General features: G+C 31.1%; 24 protein-coding genes. 16 read left to right on the forward strand and 8 right to left on the reverse strand.

The window, feature by feature from the left end; all coding sequences use genetic code 11:
- Nucleotides 1-198 precede the first annotated feature (198 nt).
- Genes pmtR through pmtD form a run of 5 tightly spaced genes read left to right on the forward strand, consistent with a single transcriptional unit; the run spans nucleotide 199 to nucleotide 3,760 of the window.
- Entirely contained in the window at nucleotides 199-579 is a 381-nt protein-coding gene (pmtR, locus tag KA856_RS12495; RefSeq protein ID WP_019469568.1) for a PSM export ABC transporter transcriptional regulator PmtR, read from the forward strand.
- Complete coding sequence (gene pmtA / locus KA856_RS12500) at nucleotides 576-1,460, forward strand: phenol-soluble modulin export ABC transporter ATP-binding protein PmtA (RefSeq protein WP_107385281.1); 885 nt, start codon at nucleotides 576-578, stop codon at nucleotides 1,458-1,460. Before pmtR ends, pmtA begins: the two co-directional genes overlap by 4 nt.
- Nucleotides 1,461-1,478: 18 nt before the next feature.
- Nucleotides 1,479-2,141: a phenol-soluble modulin export ABC transporter permease subunit PmtB gene (gene pmtB, locus KA856_RS12505; RefSeq protein WP_064264602.1), complete on the forward strand. Its 663-nt coding sequence runs from the start codon at nucleotides 1,479-1,481 to the stop codon at nucleotides 2,139-2,141.
- A gap of 18 nt (nucleotides 2,142-2,159) precedes the next feature.
- Nucleotides 2,160-3,032: a phenol-soluble modulin export ABC transporter ATP-binding protein PmtC gene (gene pmtC / locus KA856_RS12510; RefSeq protein ID WP_107386640.1), complete on the forward strand. Its 873-nt coding sequence runs from the start codon at nucleotides 2,160-2,162 to the stop codon at nucleotides 3,030-3,032.
- Nucleotides 3,032-3,760, forward strand: coding sequence for a phenol-soluble modulin export ABC transporter permease subunit PmtD (gene pmtD, locus KA856_RS12515; RefSeq protein WP_019469572.1), 729 nt, complete (start codon nucleotides 3,032-3,034; stop codon nucleotides 3,758-3,760). The genes pmtC and pmtD overlap by 1 nt, the downstream gene beginning before the upstream one ends.
- A gap of 72 nt (nucleotides 3,761-3,832) precedes the next feature.
- Here the strand turns inward: pmtD and KA856_RS12520 are convergent, their stop codons facing one another.
- Nucleotides 3,833-4,393, reverse strand: a complete 561-nt coding sequence (locus KA856_RS12520) for a thioredoxin family protein (RefSeq protein ID WP_107385278.1) — start codon at nucleotides 4,391-4,393, stop codon at nucleotides 3,833-3,835.
- 419 nt (nucleotides 4,394-4,812) lie between these two features.
- Between KA856_RS12520 and KA856_RS12525 the strand changes: the two genes are divergently transcribed.
- Both KA856_RS12525 and KA856_RS12530 read left to right on the forward strand, forming a co-directional pair.
- A complete protein-coding gene (locus KA856_RS12525) occupies nucleotides 4,813-5,373 on the forward strand; it encodes an HAAS signaling domain-containing protein (protein WP_064264605.1) in 561 nt (186 codons plus the stop codon).
- Nucleotides 5,370-6,221 (forward strand): DUF4097 family beta strand repeat-containing protein, encoded by an 852-nt coding sequence (locus KA856_RS12530; protein ID WP_107524342.1) that lies wholly within the window; start codon nucleotides 5,370-5,372, stop codon nucleotides 6,219-6,221. The genes KA856_RS12525 and KA856_RS12530 overlap by 4 nt, the downstream gene beginning before the upstream one ends.
- A 172-nt stretch (nucleotides 6,222-6,393) precedes the next feature.
- Here the strand turns inward: KA856_RS12530 and KA856_RS12535 are convergent, their stop codons facing one another.
- Nucleotides 6,394-7,434 carry a C45 family autoproteolytic acyltransferase/hydrolase gene (locus tag KA856_RS12535; protein WP_210138752.1) on the reverse strand — a complete coding sequence of 347 codons (1,041 nt, stop codon included), beginning with the start codon at nucleotides 7,432-7,434 and terminating at the stop codon, nucleotides 6,394-6,396.
- A gap of 430 nt (nucleotides 7,435-7,864) precedes the next feature.
- Between KA856_RS12535 and KA856_RS12540 the strand changes: the two genes are divergently transcribed.
- The gene (locus tag KA856_RS12540; protein ID WP_019469577.1) at nucleotides 7,865-8,035 is read left to right on the forward strand and encodes a hypothetical protein; all 171 of its coding nucleotides are present in this window, start codon (nucleotides 7,865-7,867) and stop codon (nucleotides 8,033-8,035) included.
- Between the two features lie 187 nt (nucleotides 8,036-8,222).
- On the opposite strand, the gene KA856_RS12545 is transcribed toward KA856_RS12540, so the two are convergent.
- The gene (locus KA856_RS12545; RefSeq protein ID WP_107385054.1) at nucleotides 8,223-8,648 is read right to left on the reverse strand and encodes a YolD-like family protein; all 426 of its coding nucleotides are present in this window, start codon (nucleotides 8,646-8,648) and stop codon (nucleotides 8,223-8,225) included.
- A gap of 314 nt (nucleotides 8,649-8,962) precedes the next feature.
- On the opposite strand from KA856_RS12545, the gene pglS reads away from it, so the two are divergent.
- On the forward strand, nucleotides 8,963-10,000 hold the full coding sequence (gene pglS, locus KA856_RS12550) for a 6-phosphogluconolactonase (RefSeq protein WP_107385055.1): 1,038 nt from the start codon (nucleotides 8,963-8,965) through the stop codon (nucleotides 9,998-10,000).
- A 61-nt stretch (nucleotides 10,001-10,061) separates the two neighbouring features.
- Here pglS and KA856_RS12555 read toward each other — a convergent pair whose 3' ends face one another.
- The 3 genes from KA856_RS12555 to KA856_RS12565 form a co-directional block, all read right to left on the reverse strand.
- Nucleotides 10,062-11,441 (reverse strand): aldehyde dehydrogenase, encoded by a 1,380-nt coding sequence (locus tag KA856_RS12555; RefSeq protein WP_107385056.1) that lies wholly within the window; start codon nucleotides 11,439-11,441, stop codon nucleotides 10,062-10,064.
- 151 nt (nucleotides 11,442-11,592) lie between these two features.
- Nucleotides 11,593-12,519 carry a manganese-dependent inorganic pyrophosphatase gene (locus KA856_RS12560; RefSeq protein ID WP_064264578.1) on the reverse strand — a complete coding sequence of 309 codons (927 nt, stop codon included), beginning with the start codon at nucleotides 12,517-12,519 and terminating at the stop codon, nucleotides 11,593-11,595.
- A gap of 55 nt (nucleotides 12,520-12,574) precedes the next feature.
- Complete coding sequence (locus KA856_RS12565) at nucleotides 12,575-13,126, reverse strand: cysteine hydrolase family protein (RefSeq protein ID WP_181187635.1); 552 nt, start codon at nucleotides 13,124-13,126, stop codon at nucleotides 12,575-12,577.
- Between the two features lie 135 nt (nucleotides 13,127-13,261).
- On the opposite strand from KA856_RS12565, the gene KA856_RS12570 reads away from it, so the two are divergent.
- Together KA856_RS12570 and KA856_RS12575 are read left to right on the forward strand one after the other, a co-directional pair.
- Nucleotides 13,262-14,344: a glycosyl hydrolase family 28-related protein gene (locus KA856_RS12570; protein ID WP_181187636.1), complete on the forward strand. Its 1,083-nt coding sequence runs from the start codon at nucleotides 13,262-13,264 to the stop codon at nucleotides 14,342-14,344.
- Nucleotides 14,345-14,475: 131 nt separating this feature from the next.
- Nucleotides 14,476-16,029 (forward strand): SLC13 family permease, encoded by a 1,554-nt coding sequence (locus KA856_RS12575; protein WP_107385060.1) that lies wholly within the window; start codon nucleotides 14,476-14,478, stop codon nucleotides 16,027-16,029.
- Nucleotides 16,030-16,139: 110 nt separating this feature from the next.
- On the opposite strand, the gene KA856_RS12580 is transcribed toward KA856_RS12575, so the two are convergent.
- Both KA856_RS12580 and KA856_RS12585 read right to left on the reverse strand, forming a co-directional pair.
- Nucleotides 16,140-16,949: a prephenate dehydratase gene (locus tag KA856_RS12580; protein WP_040029803.1), complete on the reverse strand. Its 810-nt coding sequence runs from the start codon at nucleotides 16,947-16,949 to the stop codon at nucleotides 16,140-16,142.
- 39 nt (nucleotides 16,950-16,988) lie between these two features.
- Nucleotides 16,989-18,056, reverse strand: a complete 1,068-nt coding sequence (locus KA856_RS12585; RefSeq protein ID WP_107385059.1) for a nitric oxide synthase oxygenase — start codon at nucleotides 18,054-18,056, stop codon at nucleotides 16,989-16,991.
- Nucleotides 18,057-18,296: 240 nt separating this feature from the next.
- Between KA856_RS12585 and KA856_RS12590 the strand changes: the two genes are divergently transcribed.
- The 5 genes from KA856_RS12590 to purB all read left to right on the forward strand — a co-directional run bounded on the left by KA856_RS12590 (nucleotide 18,297) and on the right by purB (nucleotide 23,067).
- Nucleotides 18,297-19,766 (forward strand): nicotinate phosphoribosyltransferase, encoded by a 1,470-nt coding sequence (locus KA856_RS12590; protein ID WP_107385058.1) that lies wholly within the window; start codon nucleotides 18,297-18,299, stop codon nucleotides 19,764-19,766.
- Complete coding sequence (gene nadE / locus KA856_RS12595; RefSeq protein ID WP_064264234.1) at nucleotides 19,759-20,595, forward strand: ammonia-dependent NAD(+) synthetase; 837 nt, start codon at nucleotides 19,759-19,761, stop codon at nucleotides 20,593-20,595. The genes KA856_RS12590 and nadE overlap by 8 nt, the downstream gene beginning before the upstream one ends.
- Before the next feature lie 69 nt (nucleotides 20,596-20,664).
- Nucleotides 20,665-21,243, forward strand: a complete 579-nt coding sequence (locus tag KA856_RS12600; RefSeq protein WP_019469590.1) for a DUF2179 domain-containing protein — start codon at nucleotides 20,665-20,667, stop codon at nucleotides 21,241-21,243.
- A complete protein-coding gene (locus KA856_RS12605; RefSeq protein WP_064264236.1) occupies nucleotides 21,240-21,425 on the forward strand; it encodes an NETI motif-containing protein in 186 nt (61 codons plus the stop codon). The genes KA856_RS12600 and KA856_RS12605 overlap by 4 nt, the downstream gene beginning before the upstream one ends.
- 346 nt (nucleotides 21,426-21,771) lie before the next feature.
- Nucleotides 21,772-23,067, forward strand: coding sequence for an adenylosuccinate lyase (purB, locus tag KA856_RS12610; RefSeq protein WP_064264238.1), 1,296 nt, complete (start codon nucleotides 21,772-21,774; stop codon nucleotides 23,065-23,067).
- Nucleotides 23,068-23,077: the final 10 nt, after the last annotated feature.

Below are 23,077 nucleotides of genomic sequence, written 5' to 3' on the forward strand. Positions count from 1 at the left end.
CTCTCTTTCATATTGGATAAGGCTGACCATTTTATGTGGGTTAGTCTTTTTTTTATTTTAAATGGTATAGTTATTTGCACTTATTTTAGCTCAAAATTTTTAATCACTTTAAAGTTTTTAGTAAAAATGAAAATTTGGCTTTACAAGCGTGTATATATTGTATATATTGTGTATATACAGTTATAGGGGAGGACGTTAATGAAAATACTTTTAAAAAACAGTAGTGAAAGACCGATTTATGAACAAATCAAACAACAAGTAAAAGAGAACATTTTAAAAGGACACGTTACTCCTGGAGAACATTTGCCATCAATGAGAGAACTGGCACAGGATTTAAGTGTTAGTGTGATCACTACGAAACGTGCTTACGAAGATTTAGAAAAAGATGGTTTTGTTTTTACCATAAGAGGAAAAGGTACATTTGTGAAGGAACAGGATAGTTCAATTTTAAAAGAAAAACAATTTATAGTTATTGAGTCCTTAGCCAAATCAATGAGTAAAGAAGCCAAGACCATTGGGATGACTTTATCTGAGTTACAAGAAATTTTATCGTTGATTTATGAGGAGGACGACGAATGAATGCTATAGAATTGAAAAATATTAACTATCAATTTAAAGAATTTCAATTAAATGATATTTCATTTGAAGTTCCTCAAGGTTTTGTAACTGGTTTCATCGGTGCAAATGGTGTTGGTAAAACTACAATTATCAGGTTAATCATGGACTTAATTGAGCCCAATGATGGTGAAATATTAATTTTTAATCAAAAAATGAAAAATAACGCTGTAGCAATAAAAGATAAAATTGGTTTTATTTATTCGGAATTATATCTTAATGACAAATGGACAATTAAAAAAATCGAAAATTATATTGCGCCATTTTATAGTTATTGGAACCATGATGTTTTTGAACATTATGTTGGATTATTTGATTTGCCTTTTAATAAAAAGATTAAAACATTCTCAACGGGAATGAAGATGAAGTTATCTATTGCAATCGCATTTAGTCACCAAGCTGAACTATTTATTTTAGATGAACCTACTTCAGGTTTAGATCCTATAATTAGAAATGAAGTTTTAGATATCATTCAAAAAGAACTTATTGATGAAAGAAAGACTGTTTTTTTATCGACACACATTATTTCTGATTTGGAGAAAATTGCTGATTATTTAGTTTATATTAAGGATGGCGAAGTTGTTTTAAATGACTTTTTAGATCATCTTTTAACTCAATTTAAAATTGTCAAAGGTGATTCCAACCAAATTGATGAAGAGTTAATGCATTTAACTCAATATTTTGAAATTAATAAAACGGGTTATACTGCGTTAACAACACAGGCTAATGTGTTCTATGAAATATTTGGTAATGCTGTTGCAATCACGAGTCCAACAATTGAAGACTTAATGGTTTACCTCGAAAAAGGAACCCCAAAGCATAATTTGGGACTTTCTAATAATTAACAATGTGGGAGGTATAAGATGAAAAATTTACTTATTCGAAACCTTAAGTTACGCAAATGGACGATTGTTTTATATGCAGTTTTACTGATTGTTTCACCTCTACAATTAATTTTGAATCATGACACATTGATAAATAAAGTGCTTTATTCTGCACTTGTTATGGTACTAGTAGTTATTTCAGTGTTAGATTCAGGACATGTTTTTAGATTTAATAAAAAGTTAGGACATAAACAGGCATATGATTTTTTTGCCAGTTTACCGGTTTCTAAATTATCTTTACTAAATGCGAACTATATAACTGTTTTGGTATTTACTTTGGTTGGTGCAGGTATCTTATCATTATATGGCATATCCAATGATAACTATTCAAGTAATACAATTAATATTAACTTCACATTGCCATTTTCTTATATTGCCATTAATCTTTTCGCGATACCATTAGGTTTTAAGCGATTTATAGAACAAAAGGCAGAATATATTTCATTTATTCCTTATGTGTTAGGAATGTTAATTTTCTTACCTTTTGTCATTGCAATTATCATTATTGGTTGTTCTGTACTATTTGATTATGACTTTGAACATTTAAGATATTTTAAAGATTTCTTTAACTATGGCTTCTTATTGTTAAGTGTTATATTTTTAGGAGTAAATTATATCATTCAATATAAAAAGCTAAATTAACTTTAAAGGAGGCGCATTATGCAGTTAAAACAAATTACTAAAACATATGGTAATAATAATGTATTAGACCATATTGATTTTGATTTTGGCCATAGTCAAATTGTTGGTTTAATAGGTAAAAATGGGGTGGGTAAAACCACTTTAATGAAAGTGATGAATGGCAACATTGTAAATTATAAAGGTGAAGTTCAATTAAGTAATAAAGAAAACGTAGGTTATTTAATAGAACACCCTAAACTATATGATAATAAATCTGGCTTATATAACTTGAAACTTTTTGCAAATGTGTTAGGAAAAGGATTTGATAAAAAGTATGCTGATCAAATTATTGATGCATTTGGAATGCGTAGTTATATTAAAAAGAAAATTAAAAAATATTCAATGGGTATGAAACAAAAGTTAGCCATTGCAGTTTCTTTAATGAATAAGCCTAAATATTTAATATTAGATGAACCAACAAATGGAATGGATCCTGATGGCTCAATTGACGTTTTAAAAACGATACAATCGCTTGTTCAGGAACTAGATATGAAAATTTTGATTTCAAGTCATAAACTTGAGGATATAGAATTAATTTGTGATAGAGCAGTCTTTTTAAGAGATGGTACATTTGTGCAAGATGTTGATATGAAAGAAGGCGCCCCAACTGATTCTACAGTATTGAACCTTGAAGCGGGTGACTTTGAAGCAGGATTAGCTTATTTAAATGAACACTTTGATGTTATACAGTCTCAAAGAGAGACAGGAGAAGTTATATTAAAGGCTCAAAAAAACTATAAAGACATATTAAAAGGACTAGCAAGTAAAGAAATTTTCCCTGAGTTTATTGAAACACGTAAAAGTTCTTTACGTGATACGTACTTCAATATCAATCAGAAAGGTGGCCAATAATGAACAGTATTCAACTTGTAAAATATGACTTGATTAGTATTTTTAAAAGTCCTTTAACTTACTTAGCATTATTATTGACTATTTTACCAATGATTGGATTTACAATTTTATTTGTTCAACAATCTGATGAAATGAACGGTAATACATTACTTTCAATAGGTAGTTGGTTCTTTTCTATTATGGGACTACTTTTTGTAATAAAAACAATCACACGTGATATTTCACAAGGTACGATTCAATTATATATGAATAAAACATCGAGTCGTGTAGGTTATGTTGTTGCAAAAGTTGTTTCTATTATATTAATTGCCATATTAATAACAGCAATTCTTGTTGCATTTGTTTTAATTGTTCAGGGTATTGTAGATGGTGAAAATATTAAAACTGATAAAATTTTTGAATTATTATGGTTTTTCCTAATGTTCCATTTATTCTTTGGATTACTATTATATTTATTTGCATTAGTAGTGCCTAAAACAGCGCTTATATTCACATTAGGGATTTTCTTAGTATTGATTGTGCCTTTTGCAGAGCCTTTCTTACCAATGATTCCAAAAATTGGAGATAATATACAAGACTCATTAAAATATATTCCATTTAGTTATTTAACATCGAAAACGACTTCTGGAGATTATACATTTAGTAATTGGCAATGGTTTATTACCTCAGCTTCAATTGTTATTTTATTTATTATTAATCTATTCTATGCATCTAAAAAAGATATTTAATAGTAGAAATTAAACTTCAATAAAAAACACGTATGAATTGTAGTAAAGCTAATCCAATTCATACGTGTTTAATTATTTAGTGATTAATTTATCTAAGATTGAATCGTAAACATGCTTCCACATTTGTGAGTCTGTTTTGTAACGATTTGCAATAATTGTATGTGTTTCTGCAGATTTATCTTTAAATGTAGGATCGTCTTTTTCAGGTAATTTTGAACGCGTTTCATCTACAAAATTTTGGACTTGTCTAGCACGAGGACCCCAAACAGTTTGTTGTTCAAAGTCATCATTTAGAAAAACAAATATTGGAATGGATCTAGCTGTGCCATTTGTTAAGTATTGATCTATTAAATCTGTATTTTCATCGCGATGGAATACTCTGACTTCCAAGTGTAGTGCTTCGCTTATATGCTTTAGAATAGGAAGGTTCATCATAGCATCTCCACACCAATCTTCCGTTATTACAAGCACTTTACTGTAAGGTAAAGATTTGATTTTTTCAAGACGTTCATCATCTTGAGGAAGTGAGAATGATTTATAAATTGTTAGTAAATTTTCTTGGTTTTCAGTCATATCCTCAATGTACTGATCAAGTGGTTGACTGTTTTTGAAATAAGTTTCTAAACTTGTCATTATTTTTCCCCCTTTAATTTATTAGCTATTATTATATCAACAATTTTAAATGAAAGAAAATTTTTAATACTTAGAAAAGTAATAAGTTTTAATATTTGTTTTAAATGAAAATACTAAATGTTTATGCTATATTGATTTAGTATGAATAGTGTAAAACAACATTGAGTTACATAACTTTTTGATATCTATTTTTTAACTAATAATATTTAAACATTAATTAATTATATAATCATTTAACTTTTGTAAGTTACATTTGGATAATAAAATATATTAAAATTTTTTGTACATAGAAATGGTGAAAGATAGAGCATTGAAATTTATAGTAACTAAATTTGGTAATGACACTCCGCAGTGGTTTGCCATTTTTGAATTGAAATAGAAATTGATTAAATCCTACAATTTGAATGGCGGTAGATAACTTGGATAAAATCACATTTTTAAATGCGCTAGAACAAGAATTAGAAAACCTACCTCGAAATGAACGAGACAAAGTGATGTATGAATATGAACAATATTTTTTTGAACAAGAAAATAATGGAAAAAATGAATACCAAATCATTGGAGCTTTAGAATCACCAAAGCAGATTGGTAAACAGATAATGGCAAAAAATGCTATTGTATCTGCCGAATATAGGCCAAATACTAAAAATATTGTCAGAGCAATTATGGCTTCTTTAGGTATGGGGATTTTGTCATTAATTATTATTTTGATACCCATGGTTATACTAGCTGTGTTTATGTGTGCATTATTGCTCGTTGCATTTTTCTTAACTATTAGCCCAATATTGTTAATTGTTCATGGATTATTGAATCATATGATCAGCCTCGCGATAAGTAATTACTTTTTTGCTTTTTCTTTTACAGGATTAGGTATTGTTTTATTTGTAATTATTGCTAAATTAGCACAACTTGTCTATCGTTTAATTTTAAAATACTTAAGATGGAATATCCGAACAATTAAAGGAAGTGTAGATTTATGAAGCGGTTATTTTTAGGTGGGCTAACTTTATTTATAACATGCTTTCTTTTAGGAAGTGTTACATGGTTCGGTTTTGAAAAACAAAATGAAAAATTAAATAGTGTTAATAAAGTATTAGATTCTAAAGATATTAATAATTTAGATGTTTTAACTGAAAATTGTAAAGTTTTAATTAAACCTGGAGATAAAACGTCAGTGAGATATAAAGGTAAAAGAAATCTTGATATCAACAATAATGATAAAACGTTGAAAGTTAAAGAGACTGAAAAACTAGAAAACCATTATGGTTTAAATTACAATCCTTTTAGAAATTTTGAGGATAACTTAATTATCACTTTGCCTGAAGAAAAATTAAATAAGCTACATGCATCAAGTAAATATAATACTATAATTGTTAAACAATTAAATGTAAATGATGCAAATTTATCAAAAAATCATAAAAATGGCGGCAAAGTGATTTTAAATGAATCTAAGTTTGGAAAGTTAAAATATAAAGGATTAAATTCAGCTATAACGTTTAAAGAAAGTGAAATAAATAATGCCAATATTAAAACTGAAAATGCCAGAATAGCGGGTGAAAATACGCTTATTCAGGATTCAGTGTTATTAGTAAACAATGGAACTATAAGATTATCTGATACTGACATCAATTCAAATTTTAAAGCATCTGCTAAAAAAGGAGATATTAACATTAGTTATAAAAACGCTCCGAAAAACACACTTCTTAAGTTATATCCGTTTCATGGTGATAAAAAAGTTAATAATAAGCATTTTATGAATGAAAAAGTTGGAAATGGAGATAATATTTTAGAGCTATATACTACTGATGGGGATATAGTGGTTGATTAATTAGGGACATCATTGATTCGCCCCTGACTCGTGCTTGTTGTTAGTAGTTGACTGAGCTTCAGCTCAAGTAATCATTTTATACTTTTTTCAATCCTAGTCATCTTTATTGGTATGGGGCGACGAAATCTTTTTAATAAAATTAGGTTTCGTCGTCCCACTTTTTTAATATAGTTCAATATGTTGCAAAAGTTAATTCGGTATCTAAATGACCAAAAAGTGTATCTGTGGATAAAGCTTGTCCATTAATCCAATCTGCAAAGTTTATTTTGGTCGGATGATTATTTTCGCCGATTGCAATATGTGCAGTTAAACTTTGTGGTTCATACATGCTTGTATGTATCGTGCCTGACCAACTTTTAAATAATTTACTGTAAATTTTATATTGTGGATTATTAAACAGCTTGAAGGCCTCTGCTTTATTTAAGTGCTTTGGTTTATGCTTAATAAGCCGTTCTAAACGCGCTTCTGATTCTGCTGTATAATTTCTATTTTCATGTGTTAATAATTTAAAGTGATTCGTACAAGTTTGGTCATAACGCACATTAATCGAACGAGGTGTAACTTCAATGATTGCATGTTCTAGGTTTTTATCCATAACAATGTAACTAAACGAACTTCTATGTGGGATTTCTTTTAACAATTGAATTGCTTCTGGCACAGTTTTACAGTACTGCAAAATAATTCTGCCAATCATGTAACATACAAAACCATCACCAGGATGTTTACGATGAATGAAATTGTAGCCCATAGAAAGGCCGGCTTCGTTCATTCCGTCCATTCTTCCAGTTACGCGTGAAGTTGGGCCAATCTGTGCTAAACCACCATCATTTGGTTGAAATAATAAATATCGACCATCATAAGTGGCAGGATGATAATCGTAGTTGCGTACCATGTAATCATTACCTAAAAATACAGTACAGCCGCTATTTTTTAATGGTGTAAAACGATAATGTCCGAAGTTTAGTATCATTTGTTTGGTAGGAAGGTTTAAAACTTCTTGCATACCTTTTATTTCTTCCCAAATTTGTGGTGCGTACATTTGGAAAACATCATATGTTTCTTTAATGTTTATATCAAATCTAGGCATACGCTTTTTCCATTCTTTTTCTCTGTTTTTTAGCATTGGCGTTTGCTGCATCCATTGAGCAGTTTTGATGCCTAAATCAAAATGTGATCCTCGATGCGTTAAAATATCTGATTGTACTTTTTGCATAAAAAAACTCCTATGTTAAGTGTAACCTTACAATAATGTTATCTCATTGTAACGTCATGTTAATTGTATTACCGTGCTGTGGAAGTTATCATAAAATTAACTTTTAAAACTAAAGCTTAATTTAGTTGAATGAGGTGATGATTATGTTAAATTACTATGGACAATTAAGAGATGCTCTGTCAACTTGGTGGGGTAATTAATATCTAATAATTATTTTATAGTAGTATCATGTTTACTTCAAATGGTTATTAATATTCCAATTCTTTTCAAACTATTTAGTATATAATAGTTATTTAGTATATTTATAATGTAATTTTATATTATGAATGCTAAGAATAATTTATTTGAAAAAGGGTATATATTTATTGATGTCTTTAAGTATGCTATCATAAATGTTAGACATGTTAATAAATTATTGAGGTGAAACAGAATGTGGAATTTTATTAAAGGTTTATTTAAATTTGTATTCGGTACAATTCTTACTGTATCGTTAGCAGCAGGAATAGGTGCTGTTGTATTTGCTTATATTTTCAAAAAAGACTTTGAAGATATCGAAAATAAAACAAAAGAAATCGTTTCAGACATCGAATCTAATAATTAATTACTGATAGAACACTTTTAAGTGTTCTATTTTTTTTAGCCTCCGTACATCTGCAGAATGAAGATGGTACGGAGGCTTATGCAGTCGAAAGACTGCGAACCTAAAACGAGAGTGCTGCAGAATGCAGATGATACGGAGGCTTATGCAGTCGAAAGACTGAGAATTAAGTGTATCCAATAATTGACTTTTAATTCGACTTTGGTTGGTGCTTTAGATTTATGTTTGTGATATCAAAAAGCGATAATTTTATTGTGTTTGAAGTAGCAAGTGGATATCCTTCCAAATACATATTAAGCATATCAATATTCTTAATTTCCAATGTGATATATTCTAACCAACCATTCTTATAGTATTCGATATTCACTGGTGTATTCGCATGTAGTGCTTGATGTAGTTGAATATTGAGTTCATTTAATTGATCGTCTGATAAAATAGGACGGTCAATTTTATTTTGATCAATGATATGTTGTTGTACTGCCTCAAATTGTTCGGGTAACGTTGCAAAAGGCGCCCATTTAACCAAACCACGCCCTTGTGGAATATTAGGATTTAATTTTTCTCTAGGTATTTTTCTGTAATCTGTTTCTTTATTATTATATTTACTTGAAAGCATCCAATCACCTCAACTTAATAATAGAACACTTGTTCGTATTATTGCAAGTTATTTTTCAATATTTAATAAAACATTGATTCCAATGTCTGAAAACTCAGTTATCTTATAAAAGAAAGTAGATAATAATTAAAATGAAAGTTAGAAAATGATAAGTTTAATTAAGATAAGTCAGTTCAATAAAAGTAAAATATATTTATGTCATGCAAGTTTCAATAGGATTATTTATAAACGGCGTATTAACGCTAAAACCATTATATTGTCATTTAGTATTAATATTTATTAAAATGAAAGTATCATAATATGGAGGGGTTTACATGACTACAGTAGGATATATCGGTTCATATACGAAAAAAGAGGGAAAGGGCATTTACCGTTTTGAATTAGATGAACAAACAGGAACGGTTGTCGAGGTAGAAACGGGTTATGAATTAGAAGCATCAACATACGTGAATCAGCATCATTCATTTTTATATGCTGTCACACGTGAAGGTGAAGACTGCGGTATCGCAAGTTTTAAAATAGAAAAAGATAGCAAACTTAGCCTTATTAATAAATGTTTAGCTTCAACAAAAGGTAGCGGATGTTATGTTTCAGTTTCACCAGATGGAAAATATATCTTTGAGGCAGTTTATGGTGCAGGACTGGCTCGTATTTATGAAGCGAATCCGACTACTGGTGAAGTTATTCGTTTAATCCAAGAGTTAACACATGACTATCCAACAGGCCCATTAGAAAGACAAGAGCAACCTCATGTCCATTACCTTGGTATAACGCCAGATGAAAAATATGTGGTAGCCATGGATTTAGGGACTGACAAGATTGTGACATATGAATTTGGAGATAATGGCTACAGTGAATATGCTGTATATGATTTTGAGCCCGGAGATGGGCCACGACATATTTCATTCCATGAAAATGGCAAAATTGCTTATGTTGTACATGAATTATCAAATATTGTAAGTGTTATGGCATATGAAAATGGTGAGTTCTCAGAAATTGAACGCCATGCAACAATACCCGAAAATTTTGAAGGTGCAACAAAATTAGCTGCAGTAAGATTATCTCATGATCAAAAATTCCTATATATCAGCAATAGAGGACATGATAGTATAGCTATATTTAAAGTTGGAGACAATGGATCAACAATTTCACTTGTAGATATAGTAGCGAGCGGCGGAGCATTTCCACGTGATTTTAATATTCCTGAATCAGATGATTTCTTAGTTTGCGCTCACCAAGAAGGTAATTATGAAGTAGTTGTATTTAAGCGAGATAAAGTTACTGGGAAATTAGAGAAATCAGATGAATCACAAAATGCGCCAGAAGGTGTTTGTGTTCAGTTCTTAAAATAAAAACAAACGATAAGAAGCCCGAAAACTATATTAAGTTTTCGGGCTTTAATATATCAAAATACTATTTGTTGAAAAATGCTTTAATATATTTAAATTTTCCTTTATAAGGAGGGAACAATAGGCTTGATTCAAGCCTTGTAGATTTGAAAATATAAGATTTATCATGGCTAAAAGTATCAAATGAGTATTTTCCATGATATTTTCCTATACCGGAAGCACCAACACCGCCAAAAGGTAAGTTAGGATTTGCTAAATGCATAAGGGTATCATTGATTGCACCGCCACCAAATGATAATTCATTTAATATTCTCTCTGAACTGTTTTCATCTTCACTAAATAAATAAAGACTTAGTGGTTTAGGTTTAGTACGTATTAAATCAATTGCTTCGTCAAAATCATCATAAGCTATAATAGGTAAAATTGGGCCAAAAATTTCATTTTCCATAATTTTTGAATCGAAAGTAGTACCTTCTAAAATCGTAGGTGCAATAAAATTTTCATTAATGTCAGTTTGACCACCGAAAGTAATTTCAGGGTAATGGATATTTAATAATTCGTTTAAACGATGATAATGTTTTTGGTTTACAATTCGCCCATAGTCTGGACTATCTTGAATATTTGTGCCATAAAATTCAGTGATTGTCTTTTTTAATGCACTGATAAGTTCATCTTTAACTTTACGGTTTACAAGTAAGTAATCCGGTGCAACACAAGTTTGCCCAGCATTTGTAAACTTACCAAAACAAATACGTTCACTTGCAACTTTAATATTTGCACTCTCATCAATGATTGCAGGTGACTTTCCACCAAGCTCTAAAGTTACTGGTGTTAAGTTTTTACTTGCTGCGCCATAAACAACGCGTCCAACCTGTTCACTACCTGTAAAGAAAATATAATCAAAAGGAAATTGAAGTAAAGTTTGAGTTGTATCAGCATTTCCTTGAATGATATTAATATATTCAGGATCAAATGCATCGGCAATAATTTGTTGTATGACACCAGATACATTTGGTGTGAACTCAGAAGGCTTTAGTATCACAGTGTTCCCCGCAGCAATTGCACCAATCAATGGTTCTATTAGTAATTGGAACGGATAGTTAAAAGGTCCAATAATGAGTACTGTGCCATAAGGTTCTTTCATAATGTAGCTTTTAGTAGGGAACATAAATAATGGTGTGTTTACTTGTTTGGTTTTCGCCCAATTTTTAAGTTCTTTACGAGCTGATTTAATATTTTTTAATGTAAAGCCAATCTCAGTTGCATAGGCTTCTACTTTATTTTTACCTAAATCTTCTTGAAAAGCTTCAAGTAATTCACTTTCATAGTTTTTAATACTCTTACTTAATTGCTTGAGTTGCTTTTTTCTGAATTTAAGTGATTTGGTTTCATGAGTATTAAAATATTGTTTACTATTGTGGAAAGATTGTTCTATTGAATTCAAATATTATTCCTCCTAGTATATTGATGATTTAGATAGTTTAAAATGATGGATAAAAAACTGGAACATAATTATTATTATGTTCCAGTTTTTCTATATAGTAAACTATTTAAGTTTTTACTATTACAACGTTATATATTGATAAAGTATGAAATTAACTTAAAGCTTCTGTAATTTGTGGTACCACTTGTTTTTTACGAGATACAACACCTGGTAAAAATGCAGTGTTGTTGTCTAGTCGAACATTGAATGCATTGCCTACTTTATCTTTTTCGGCACCAACGACTAAAATCTTAGAGTCACTGTTGATGATATCAGTTACAAGCAATACAAATAAATCATATTTTTCATTTGTACTTACTTCTAACATTTCTTTTTCTAACTCTTCTTGACGTTGGAATACTTCATCAATATCTACAGTATTAACTTGGCCAATACGTGTAATATAGTCACCCATATTAAATGATTTCGCATCCATATTTAACAGTTCAGATGCAGTTTTATCAGTTGTAGACGCACCTGCTTTTAACATTTCTAGACCATAGGATTCTAAGTCAATGTCTGCAATTGATTTTAAAGCTTCAGCAGCGTCAATATCTTGTTGTGTACAAGTTGGTGATTTAAATAGTAGGCTATCTGAAATGATAGCAGAAATCATTAAACCAGCAATTTCAGGTTTGATTTCAAATCCGCGTTCTTTGTACATTTTGTATAAGATTGTTGCAGTACAACCTACTGGCTCTGCACGATAATACAATGGTGCTGCAGTTTCAAAGTTTGAAATTCTATGATGATCAACGACATGTTGAATTGATGACTTGTCAATCGTATCAGCACTTTGTTGGAATTCATTATGGTCAACTAAAATAACATTTTGATTATTTAAATCATCGCTAAGTAATTCTGGTGTTTCCACATTAAAATGATCTAATGCATATTGAGTTTCAGGTCCTACTTCACCTAAACGATAAGGTGTTGCGTCTGTATTTCCTGTTTGTTGTTCAAAGTCTGCCATAATAATAGCTGATGAAATTGCATCTGTATCTGGATTTTTATGACCGAAAATATAAGTTTTTGCCATGTTTTAATTCTCCTTAATTTTATATTTAATTTTATTTTATCATGATTTTCTATTGTTATTCTACTTCAGCACCTAATGAATTTTTAAAATGATCTAATGCCCATTGATGTCCTGTTGGATTAAATGAAGCAACACCCTTATGGGAAATTGAAATAGCATATCCCAAATTGTAGGCAGTGATAGCAGTGTGAAGCACGCAAATGTCTGTACATACCCCGACAATTTCTAAATGCGTAATGTTGCGTTCGCGTAACATAATGTCTAAAGGCGTACCACAAAATGAATCATAACGCGTTTTATCTAAATAATGAACATGATCATTAAATAAGATATTTTGATAAATATCATTTACTTTACCGTAGAGTTCTCTTCCAGTGGTGTCTATTATATTATGAGGTGGGAAAAGTTTGTTTTCTGGATGATAACTATTTTCTTCATAATGTAAATCCATAAGAAAAAAGATATTAGCCTGTTTTTTATTATATACTTCAATTCTTTCAACAATATAATTTTCAATTTGTTGCCCAAGAAGGCCACAAGTTAATTTGCCATTATCAGCAACAAAATCATTTGAATAGTCAACAATAATAAGCGCACTATTTTTCATCTAATGTAACACTCCCAAAATTAAGATTATAGTTATTATATACTAAGTACATAAATCATTAAAGGAGCATTTAAAGCGTTTAAAAACTAAATATTAGTTTATTATAAAGTATTAAGTAAGGAGGAAGAGTTGCTAATGATCATTAACGCAATGCACTTTGGATTAAAAGGTAAGCATAAATGGGCAGATACACGTGCGATTCAAAAAGCATTGAAATATGCTAGAAATCACAAAAACACAACAATTTATATTCCTAACGGAGAGTATCATATTCATAGGCCGTTGGTAATATATGACTCAACTACTTTGATATTGGATGATGAAGCAGTATTAAAAAGAGTAGGTAAAGATACTTTATTAAAAAACGGTAGATGGTTGAAATCTTATTATGGATACGAAGGTAATGGTGCAATCTGTATTGCTGGTGGCACACTGGATATGAATGGTTATGACTATCCGTATAACAATACAGCAATGTGCATGGGTCATGCTCAAAATATTCAAATTTTAGACGTAACATTTAAAGATGTTGTTGGAGGTCATGCCATAGATGCATGTGGCATCAATGGATTATATATCAATGGCTGCCAATTTTTAGGATTTAAAGATGACAAAGGGGAAAGATTGTTTTCAGAAGCGGTACAAATTGATATACAAGTAAAAGGCGCATTTCCAAAATTCGGTGCAACGGATGGTACGATAACTAAAAATGTAGTGATTGAAAATTGTTATTTTGGAAATTCGAAAACACCTACAATGGGCGCGTGGAATAGAGCGATAGGATCTCACGCGAGTAGATTTAATCAATTTTATGAAAACATACATATTCGTTTTAATACGTTTGAAGGAATAAATCAATATGCACTGACACCTTTAAAATCAAAAGATACTTTTATTCACGATAATATATTCAAAAATTGTGGGGGCGGTATTCGGTTTTTAGCAGTGAAAGATGGTAAAAATGCGCAAGACCTTACCGGTAAGGTAAGAACAACTCAATCTGGAAGTAATTTATATATTTACCAGAATCATTTTATTGGTCATATGTCTAAAGATGCAATTCGAGTGCAAAGTTACCATAACGTAAAACACAAGAATATATTTATTGCACAGAATTATTTTGATAATAAACATCAAAGACTTTATTTAAAAGATATAGAAAATTTGTATCTATCAGATGAAAAAAATATAAACATTAAAAAAATAAACATAAAATAATGATTCTTTATTTTAGTAGTTCTGAATTAAAACACAATATAAAACATATTGTAATTTAATTGAAATTATATTATCTTAAAGAGTAATAATGTAAGAAAATTCAGAAAACAACTAAAATCGGGGGGAACATTATGAATAACATGAACAAAGGGGAATTTAGACGTTCACATTATTTAACATTTTTTTCTGAAAAAAATAAATCTTATAATGCAGGACAGCTGACAGGATTGATTTTAGGGCCACTATTATTTATTTTGACATTGTTAACTTTTCAACCTGAAAATTTATCTTATAAAGGTGTTTTTGTGTTAGCAATTACAATTTGGATAGCTATTTGGTGGATTACTGAAGCAATACCAATTGCAGCAACTAGTTTATTACCATTAATTTTATTGCCTATTGGTCATGTACTTAGCCCGGAAGAAGTATCTGCTCAGTATGGTAATGATATTATCTTCCTATTTTTAGGTGGCTTCATACTAGCTATAGCTATGGAAAGATGGAATTTACATACACGTGTAGCATTAACAATTATCAGTATTTTAGGTACAAGTACTGGAAAAATTTTATTAGGTTTTATGATTGCGACAGGGTTTTTATCTATGTTTGTTTCGAACACTGCAGCTGTGATGATTATGATACCGATAGGTTTAGCAATTATTAAAGAAGCAAATGATTTAAAAGGGGAAGAAATGAATGCTACAAGCATCAATAAATTTGAACAATCATTAGTATTAGCTATCGGATATGCAGGAACAATTGGTGGATTAGGAACTTTGATTGGAACGCCACCACTTATTATTCTAAAAGGGCAATATCAATCAGCATTTGGTGAAGAAATCAGCTTTGCCAAATGGATGGTTGTTGGCGTGCCAACGGTCATTGTGCTATTGATTTTAGTATGGTTATATTTGCGTTATGTTGCATTTAAACATGATATGAAGGAACTGCCAGGCGGTCAAAATTTAATTAGAAAAAAATTAGATGAATTAGGCAAGATGAAATATGAAGAAAAAGTAGTACAAGTAATTTTTATATTGGCAAGTTTATTATGGATTAGTAGAGAATTCTTATTGAAAAATTGGTCGTTCACCTCAGAAGTTGCCGACGGTACGATTGCAATGTTTATAGCTGTATTATTATTCTTAATTCCTGCTAAAAATAAAGCGCAACATACACGTATTATTGATTGGAATGTTGCCAAGGACTTGCCATGGGGCGTGCTCATTTTGTTTGGTGGAGGTTTAGCACTTGCTAAAGGTATTTCAGAGAGCGGTTTAGCCACATGGCTAGGGGAACAATTAAAGTTAATCGAAGGTGTCAGTCCATTAATTATCGTCCTTGTCATTACAATATTTGTGTTATTCTTAACAGAAATAACTTCGAATACAGCTACTGCGACTATGATTTTACCTATTCTTGCTACACTTTCTGTTGCAGTTAATGTACATCCACTACTACTTATGGTGCCGGCTGCTATGGCTGCCAATTGTGCTTATATGTTACCGGTTGGTACACCGCCAAATGCTATTGTATTTGGTACTGGAAAAATTAGTATTAAAAAAATGGCATCAGTTGGATTTTGGGTCAATTTGTTGAGTATTATTGTCATTGTGTTAGTGGTTTATTTCTTAGTACCACCAGTATTAGGTATAGATGTTACCAAGCCTTTACCATTAAAATAACTAAAAGCGTCATAGAGCCTGAGGCATATAAAATGTCTCAGGCTCTATTATTGAAATATATAAGATGATAAGTTTTCGAGTTGGAATTTCAGTAAGTTTTACTTTATTAATTAATCGTGATTTAACTTATTGAAAGACCCAATGACTGTAACTTGAAAATCTAAAGTGTTCAAGATTTTAATGACTTTAGATAATTCTTCCGTCAATCCAGTGTCTGCTTGGACGAAAAAGTGATACATACCTAATTGTGTTTTTAAAGGTCTAGACTCAATCCAAGATAAGTTGATGTTAAAAAGTACAAAGGTATTTAGAATACTTGCTAGTAAACCTGGTTTATCAAATTGCGGTGTGATGAGTAACATTGTATCGCTTGCATTGTCCAAATGTTGCGGCTGGTTACTTACGACTAAAAAACGAGTAACATTGTGAGGGAAATCTTGAATGTTTTGTTCTATAGGTTGGAAACCATAAGTTTCCCCGCTACCTAAAGGTGCGATTGCGCCAACTTGGTTAGTTATTTTTTCTAAACTTTGTATTGTGCTATCTACATAATCATATGTGAAGTTATGCTGTTGTATATATTTACTCGTTTGACTAATTGCTGGGCTTATTGAATAAACTTTTGATATATCATTTACTGTAGCATTTTCAGGGCCATATAAAGCAAATTGTATATCTAAATGAATTTCTCCCTGAGCATAAATGTTCTGTTGAGTTAAGGCATCGGCAACAATATTGATTGTACCTTCTATTGAATTTTCGATAGGCACAACAGCAATGCTTTGATCATCTTCTGAGACAGCAGTAACTACTTCATACAAATTAGATTTAGATATATAGTCAAACTCAGACTCTGATTGATATTGTTTTGCCGCTAAATATGAAAATGTTCCTTTTGGACCTAAATAATATAATTTCATTTGACGTTACCCCTTAAATATATGTGTTAATTTTAAAAATTAATGGAAAGGACACCCAGAAGCAGATGATTGCTTTTTATAATAGAAATTTGGTTCTCTCATCTCGTTTTTATATCCATGATGGTAATTAGATACTAGCGTTGGAGATAAAGAGGGTGCTAACCAAGACCATTTACCAGTTACATCTCTTCCATTCTTGCGTTCATTTTTTTCAAATCTTTCAAATTGTTTTGACGCGGTTAAATGATCAACCATTGACACGCCCTCATTTTTAAATGAATGATATACTGCATAATTCAATTCAACTAATGTTCTATCTTTATTAAAAGAATTATTCTTTAGTGTATCAAATTCAAAAGCTTCTGCAACGGTTTCTAGTAAATTATAGCGATATGAATCCGTAAAATTACGCACAGCAATTTCATTTACCATATACCAACCATTGAATGGTGCGGTTGGATATGTGATTCCACCAATTTTCAAGTCCATGCTAGATATAATTGGTACGGCATACCATTTTAATCCAAGCTTTGCTAATTTTGGAAAACGGTCATGTGTAATGGGTACTTCCTTAATTAATTCAGGTTGATAATTATGAAATTTTAATGTTTCCCCAGGAATTTTATAAATTAAAGGTAAAATATCAAAATCAGTATGATTGCTTGTCCACCCTAAATGTTCTGCTAATTGAGTGATTTTTATTTCAGCAGGGTCGCCAACATCTTCATATCCAGCATATCTGATGAGTTGATTATTAAATATTTTTGGTGGGTTTTGAGCGGCAAAAATAGTGATACATGGTTTGATTTTTCCATCATTTGTTGCAAATTGAATATGATTTTCTATTGCGTCTATAAATTCGTGTTCTGACTGAATATGTCTTGCATCTTTGACAGTTAAAGCATCCCAGAATGCACGACCTATACAACGATTTGAATTTCTCCATGCCATCTTAGCACCATATACAAGTTCTTCATTAGTATGTTCATACGTACCTGTTAAGTTGATTTGTGTTTCTATCTGATTTAGTCGTTTTAATATAATATTTTCATTATAATTTAATTCTTTATACATTGTTTGAATAAATGATTTAGCTTCATTTAACATATAAAACACCTCGCACATATTATACGGCATTTTTTCTATTTTTAATGCTTAACTGTGTAATTGTCATGATTTTGTCGCTACTATTTTGAATTTACTACTAACTAAATAATTAATAAATAACAAAATTATATTTAATAATGTGCTGAGTTATAATTGAAGTAATATAGATAAATTTGTTTCAGATATAAACGTTTAATTTTTTGTGTTAAACTAATGAAAAAGCCGATAGGAGAGATAGCGGTGTACCAATTTGAGGATGATACTTTAGTATTACATAATGATTTATATCAAATAAATATGGCGGAGAGTTATTGGAATGATGGTATTCATGAGAGATACGCTGTATTTGATTTATATTTTAGAAATATGCCCTTCAACAGTGGTTATGCAGTGTTTAATGGATTAAAAAGAGTTATAGCTTATATTAATAACTTTCATTTTTCAGAATCGGATATTAAATATTTAAAATCTATTGGTTATCAAGAAGACTTTTTGGAATATTTAAAAGATATGAAATTTACTGGTAATATTCGTTCTATGCAAGAAGGAGAATTATGCTTTGGTAATGAACCTTTATTAAGAGTTGAAGCACCACTCATCCAAGCGCAATTAATTGAAACGATGTTGTTAAATATCGTGAATTTTCACACGTTAATTACTACGAAAGCAAGTAGAATAAAACAAGTAGCGCCCAATGACACATTAATGGAATTTGGAACAAGACGTGCACAAGAAGCGGATGCTGCTTTGTGGGGTGCAAGAGCAGCATATATTGGTGGATTTGATTCAACTAGTAATGTGCGTGCAGGAAAACTTTTTGGTATACCAGTATCAGGGACACATGCGCATGCAATGGTTCAAACATATGGTGATGAATATATTGCATTTAAAAAATATGCAGAACGTCATAAAGATTGCGTGTTCTTAGTTGATACTTTTCATACCTTGAAATCTGGTGTGCCAACAGCGATTAAAGTGGCTAAAGAACTTGGTGATGAAATTAACTTTATTGGTATACGTTTAGATTCTGGTGATATTGCTTATTTATCAAAAGAAGCACGTCGCATGTTAGATGAGGCTGGGTTCACTAAGACTAAAATTATTGCATCAAATGACTTAGATGAGCAAACAATTACAAGTTTGAAATCGCAAGGTGCAAAGGTCGATTCATGGGGAGTTGGTACTAAATTAATTACTGGTTACGACCAGCCAGCCTTAGGTGCTGTATATAAACTTGTGGCAGTTGAAGATGCTTCAGGGAATTATGTAGACCGAATAAAGTTATCTAACAATGCAGAAAAAGTAACAACACCAGGTAAGAAAAATGTGTATCGCATTATTAATAAGAAAACCAACAAAGCTGAGGGTGACTACATAACGTTAGCGCATGAAGATCCTTATGATGAGTCGCCACTTAAATTATTCCATCCTGTTCATACGTATAAGATGAAATTTATAAAGTCTTTTATAGCTAAACCATTACATCATGATATTTTTAAAGCTGGTGAACTCGTTTATGATTTACCGAGCGAAAAGGAAGCACAAAACTATTTGACGGAAAGTCTTTCATATTTATGGGATGAAAACAAACGTCACCTTAATCCACAAGAGTATCCGGTTGATTTAAGTACAGAATGTTGGGAAAATAAACACAAACGTATATTTGAAGTGGCAGAACATGTGAAGGAGATGGAAGAAGAAAATGAATGAAATTCAAGATATTATCGTTAGAGAAATGAAAGTCAAACCCAACATTGATAGCAAATTAGAAACACGTAATATTGTTCAATTTATAAAAAATTACATCCAATCTCATTCATTTATCAAATCCTTGGTTTTAGGCATTTCAGGAGGACAAGATTCGACTTTAGCTGGTAAGCTGTGTCAAATTGCAGTAAATGAATTAAAGGAAAAGGATATTGATTGTCAATTTATTGCGGTTAAACTACCATATGGCGAACAAAAAGATGCAGATGAAGTTGAAGATGCTTTGAAGTTTATACAACCAGATCGAACAATTACGGTTAACATTAAACCTGCTGTAGATCAAAGTGTACAATCGTTAAAAGAAGCTGGAATTACGCTGACTGATTTCCAAAAAGGGAATGAAAAAGCACGTGAGCGTATGAAAGTACAATTTTCGATTGCATCAAATAAGCAAGGTATCGTAGTGGGAACCGATCACTCAGCGGAAAACTTAACAGGATTTTTTACAAAATATGGTGATGGTGCAGCGGATATTGCCCCGTTATTTGGTCTGGATAAACGTCAAGGACGACAAATCTTAGCGTATTTAGATGCACCAGCACATTTATATGAAAAAATACCAACGGCTGACTTAGAAGAAGATAAACCACAGCTACCAGACGAAGAAGCACTTGGTGTTAGTTATGCTCAAATAGATGATTATTTAGAAGGTAAACAAGTGCCAAAAGAAGCAAAAGCTATAATAGAAAATCATTATATTAAAAATGCACATAAAAGAGAATTAGCTTACACAAGATATACATGGCCAAAGAATCAAACAGATTTCGAATGATTTTAGTGACAAAATAATAAGTTACTGATAAAATAATTTGGATTTAATGAGAAAGAAAGGAAAATGAACATGTCAGTAATCACATCTAATCCATGGTTAATGGTTTTAGCTATTTTTATTATTAATGTTGCTTACGTAACTTGTTTGACAATGAGAACGATATTAACACTCAAGGGTTATCGTTATGTTGCAGCAGTTGTAAGTTTCTTAGAGGTTTTAGTATATGTAATTGGTTTGGGAATGGTGATGTCTAGTTTAGACCAAATTCAAAATGTCTTTGCATATGCTTTTGGATTTTCAATCGGTATTATTGTAGGCATGAAAATTGAAGAGAAATTAGCACTTGGCTATACAGTTGTGAATGTTACTTCATCTGAATATGAATTAGATTTACCAAAGCAATTAAGAGATTTAGGTTATGGCGTTACGCATAATACTGCTTATGGTAGAGATGGTACGAGGTTAATTTTACAAATATTAACACCAAGACGCTTTGAATTAAAATTAATAGAAACAATTAAGCAAATTGATGAAAAAGCGTTTATCATTGCATACGAACCAAGAACAATTCACGGTGGTTTTTGGGTTAAAGGTGTGCGCAGTAAGAAACTTAAACAATATGATCCAGATAAAGTGGAAAGTATATGAAAAAGCAGCAAAAGTTTAAAGTAGAAGAAAACGAAACGGTACAAGATTGTTTGCAACGTATGCGAGATGCTGGATATATGCCTATTAAACGCTTTGAAAAGCCGATTTATAAAGAAAATAAAGATGGTGAATACGAAGTATATAGACAAGAAATTCAATTTGTTGGTAAATTAATAGAATAATTGTTCCAAAATAGCTAAGAAATCAGATATGAATTAGTGCTAGATATATAAGTGTAATCGTTGACAGAGATAAAAAATCTCAGGTCAACGATTTTTTTAATCATGTTGTTCCATTTTGATATAGATTGATAAATTTTTTGAGTAGAATAAGGTTTTTCTGCACGCCTTTTGATAAAACGTGTTAAAATTTCTGTAAGAAGATAGAAAAGACTTATACATTTATGGTCAATTCTGTTAAACTAATAATGACAAGATTAAACACGAACTTTAACCGTATTTTTTGAATGAATGTACATGTTTTTGGAGTTTGTGGACTAAAACTTACGCAAGATAGGAGCTTATTTCAATGATAGAACGTTATTCTAGAGAAGAAATGTCTAATATTTGGACGGATCAAAATCGCTATGAAGCTTGGTTAGAAGTAGAAATACTGGCATGTGAAGCTTGGAGTAAATTAGGTGATATACCTGCTGAAGATGTATTGAAAATTCGCCAGAATGCAAAGGTTGATGTTAACCGAGCAAAAGAAATTGAAGAAGAAACACGACACGATGTCGTTGCATTTACAAGACAAGTATCAGAGACATTAGGTGAAGAGCGTAAATGGGTTCACTACGGTTTAACATCAACTGATGTAGTTGACACTGCATTAAGTTATGTTATTAAACAAGCAAACGATATTATTGAAAAAGATTTAGAAAGATTTATTGATGTTTTAGCCCAAAAAGCTAAAAATTATAAGTATACTTTAATGATGGGGCGCACACACGGTGTACATGCGGAACCTACAACATTTGGTGTTAAGATGGCATTATGGTATACAGAAATGAAACGTAATTTAGAGCGTTTTAAACGTGTGAGAAAAGAAATAGAAGTCGGTAAAATGAGTGGTGCAGTAGGTACCTTTGCGAACATCCCACCCGAAATTGAAGCGCATGTTTGTGAAAATTTAGGTTTGGATGCAGCAGCTGTTTCTACTCAGACATTACAACGTGATCGTCATGCATATTATATAGCTACCTTAGCGTTGATTAGCACTTCTATGGAAAAATTTGCAGTGGAAATACGTAATTTACAAAAAACTGAAACAAGAGAAGTAGAAGAAGCTTTTGCTAAAGGTCAAAAAGGTTCGTCAGCAATGCCACATAAACGTAATCCAATTGGTTCAGAAAATATCACTGGTATTGCGCGTGTTATCAGAGGATATATTACGACAGCATATGAAAATGTAGCTTTATGGCATGAGAGAGATATTTCGCATTCATCTGCAGAAAGAATCATGCTACCAGATGTAACGATAGCTTTAGATTACGGATTAAACAGATTTACAAATATTGTAGAAAGACTTACTGTATTTGAAGATAATATGTTAGCAAATATCGATAAAACATTTGGTCTTATTTATTCACAACGCGTATTACTAGCGCTGATAAATAAAGGTTTAGCACGCGAAGCGGCATACGATAAAGTACAGCCAAAAGCGATGACATCTTGGGAAACAAAAACACCGTTTAGAACGTTAATTGAACAAGATACAACTATTACAGATTTATTAAGCACTGAAGAATTAGACGAATGCTTTAATCCAAAACATCATTTAAACCAAGTTGATACGATTTTTAGCCGTGCAGGATTAGAATAATTGAAATTTA

The sequence above is a fragment of the Staphylococcus sp. GDB9P120P genome (genome assembly GCF_017893435.1).
In the GTDB taxonomy this organism is placed as follows: domain Bacteria; phylum Bacillota; class Bacilli; order Staphylococcales; family Staphylococcaceae; genus Staphylococcus; species Staphylococcus cohnii.

What these genes read in the sequence shown, in the direction of transcription:
- pmtR (WP_019469568.1), top strand. Translation starts at nt 199, where the DNA reads ATGAAAATACTTTTAAAAAACAGTAGTGAAAGACCGATTTATGAACAA.
- pmtA (WP_107385281.1), top strand. Translation starts at nt 576, where the DNA reads ATGAATGCTATAGAATTGAAAAATATTAACTATCAATTTAAAGAATTT.
- pmtB (WP_064264602.1), top strand. Translation starts at nt 1,479, where the DNA reads ATGAAAAATTTACTTATTCGAAACCTTAAGTTACGCAAATGGACGATT.
- pmtC (WP_107386640.1), top strand. Translation starts at nt 2,160, where the DNA reads ATGCAGTTAAAACAAATTACTAAAACATATGGTAATAATAATGTATTA.
- pmtD (WP_019469572.1), top strand. Translation starts at nt 3,032, where the DNA reads ATGAACAGTATTCAACTTGTAAAATATGACTTGATTAGTATTTTTAAA.
- KA856_RS12520 (WP_107385278.1), bottom strand. Translation starts at nt 4,393, where the DNA reads ATGACAAGTTTAGAAACTTATTTCAAAAACAGTCAACCACTTGATCAG.
- KA856_RS12530 (WP_107524342.1), top strand. Translation starts at nt 5,370, where the DNA reads ATGAAGCGGTTATTTTTAGGTGGGCTAACTTTATTTATAACATGCTTT.
- KA856_RS12535 (WP_210138752.1), bottom strand. Translation starts at nt 7,434, where the DNA reads ATGCAAAAAGTACAATCAGATATTTTAACGCATCGAGGATCACATTTT.
- KA856_RS12540 (WP_019469577.1), top strand. Translation starts at nt 7,865, where the DNA reads ATGTGGAATTTTATTAAAGGTTTATTTAAATTTGTATTCGGTACAATT.
- KA856_RS12545 (WP_107385054.1), bottom strand. Translation starts at nt 8,648, where the DNA reads ATGCTTTCAAGTAAATATAATAATAAAGAAACAGATTACAGAAAAATA.
- pglS (WP_107385055.1), top strand. Translation starts at nt 8,963, where the DNA reads ATGACTACAGTAGGATATATCGGTTCATATACGAAAAAAGAGGGAAAG.
- KA856_RS12560 (WP_064264578.1), bottom strand. Translation starts at nt 12,519, where the DNA reads ATGGCAAAAACTTATATTTTCGGTCATAAAAATCCAGATACAGATGCA.
- KA856_RS12565 (WP_181187635.1), bottom strand. Translation starts at nt 13,126, where the DNA reads ATGAAAAATAGTGCGCTTATTATTGTTGACTATTCAAATGATTTTGTT.
- KA856_RS12570 (WP_181187636.1), top strand. Translation starts at nt 13,262, where the DNA reads ATGATCATTAACGCAATGCACTTTGGATTAAAAGGTAAGCATAAATGG.
- KA856_RS12575 (WP_107385060.1), top strand. Translation starts at nt 14,476, where the DNA reads ATGAATAACATGAACAAAGGGGAATTTAGACGTTCACATTATTTAACA.
- KA856_RS12580 (WP_040029803.1), bottom strand. Translation starts at nt 16,949, where the DNA reads ATGAAATTATATTATTTAGGTCCAAAAGGAACATTTTCATATTTAGCG.
- KA856_RS12585 (WP_107385059.1), bottom strand. Translation starts at nt 18,056, where the DNA reads ATGTTAAATGAAGCTAAATCATTTATTCAAACAATGTATAAAGAATTA.
- nadE (WP_064264234.1), top strand. Translation starts at nt 19,759, where the DNA reads ATGAATGAAATTCAAGATATTATCGTTAGAGAAATGAAAGTCAAACCC.
- KA856_RS12600 (WP_019469590.1), top strand. Translation starts at nt 20,665, where the DNA reads ATGTCAGTAATCACATCTAATCCATGGTTAATGGTTTTAGCTATTTTT.
- KA856_RS12605 (WP_064264236.1), top strand. Translation starts at nt 21,240, where the DNA reads ATGAAAAAGCAGCAAAAGTTTAAAGTAGAAGAAAACGAAACGGTACAA.
- purB (WP_064264238.1), top strand. Translation starts at nt 21,772, where the DNA reads ATGATAGAACGTTATTCTAGAGAAGAAATGTCTAATATTTGGACGGAT.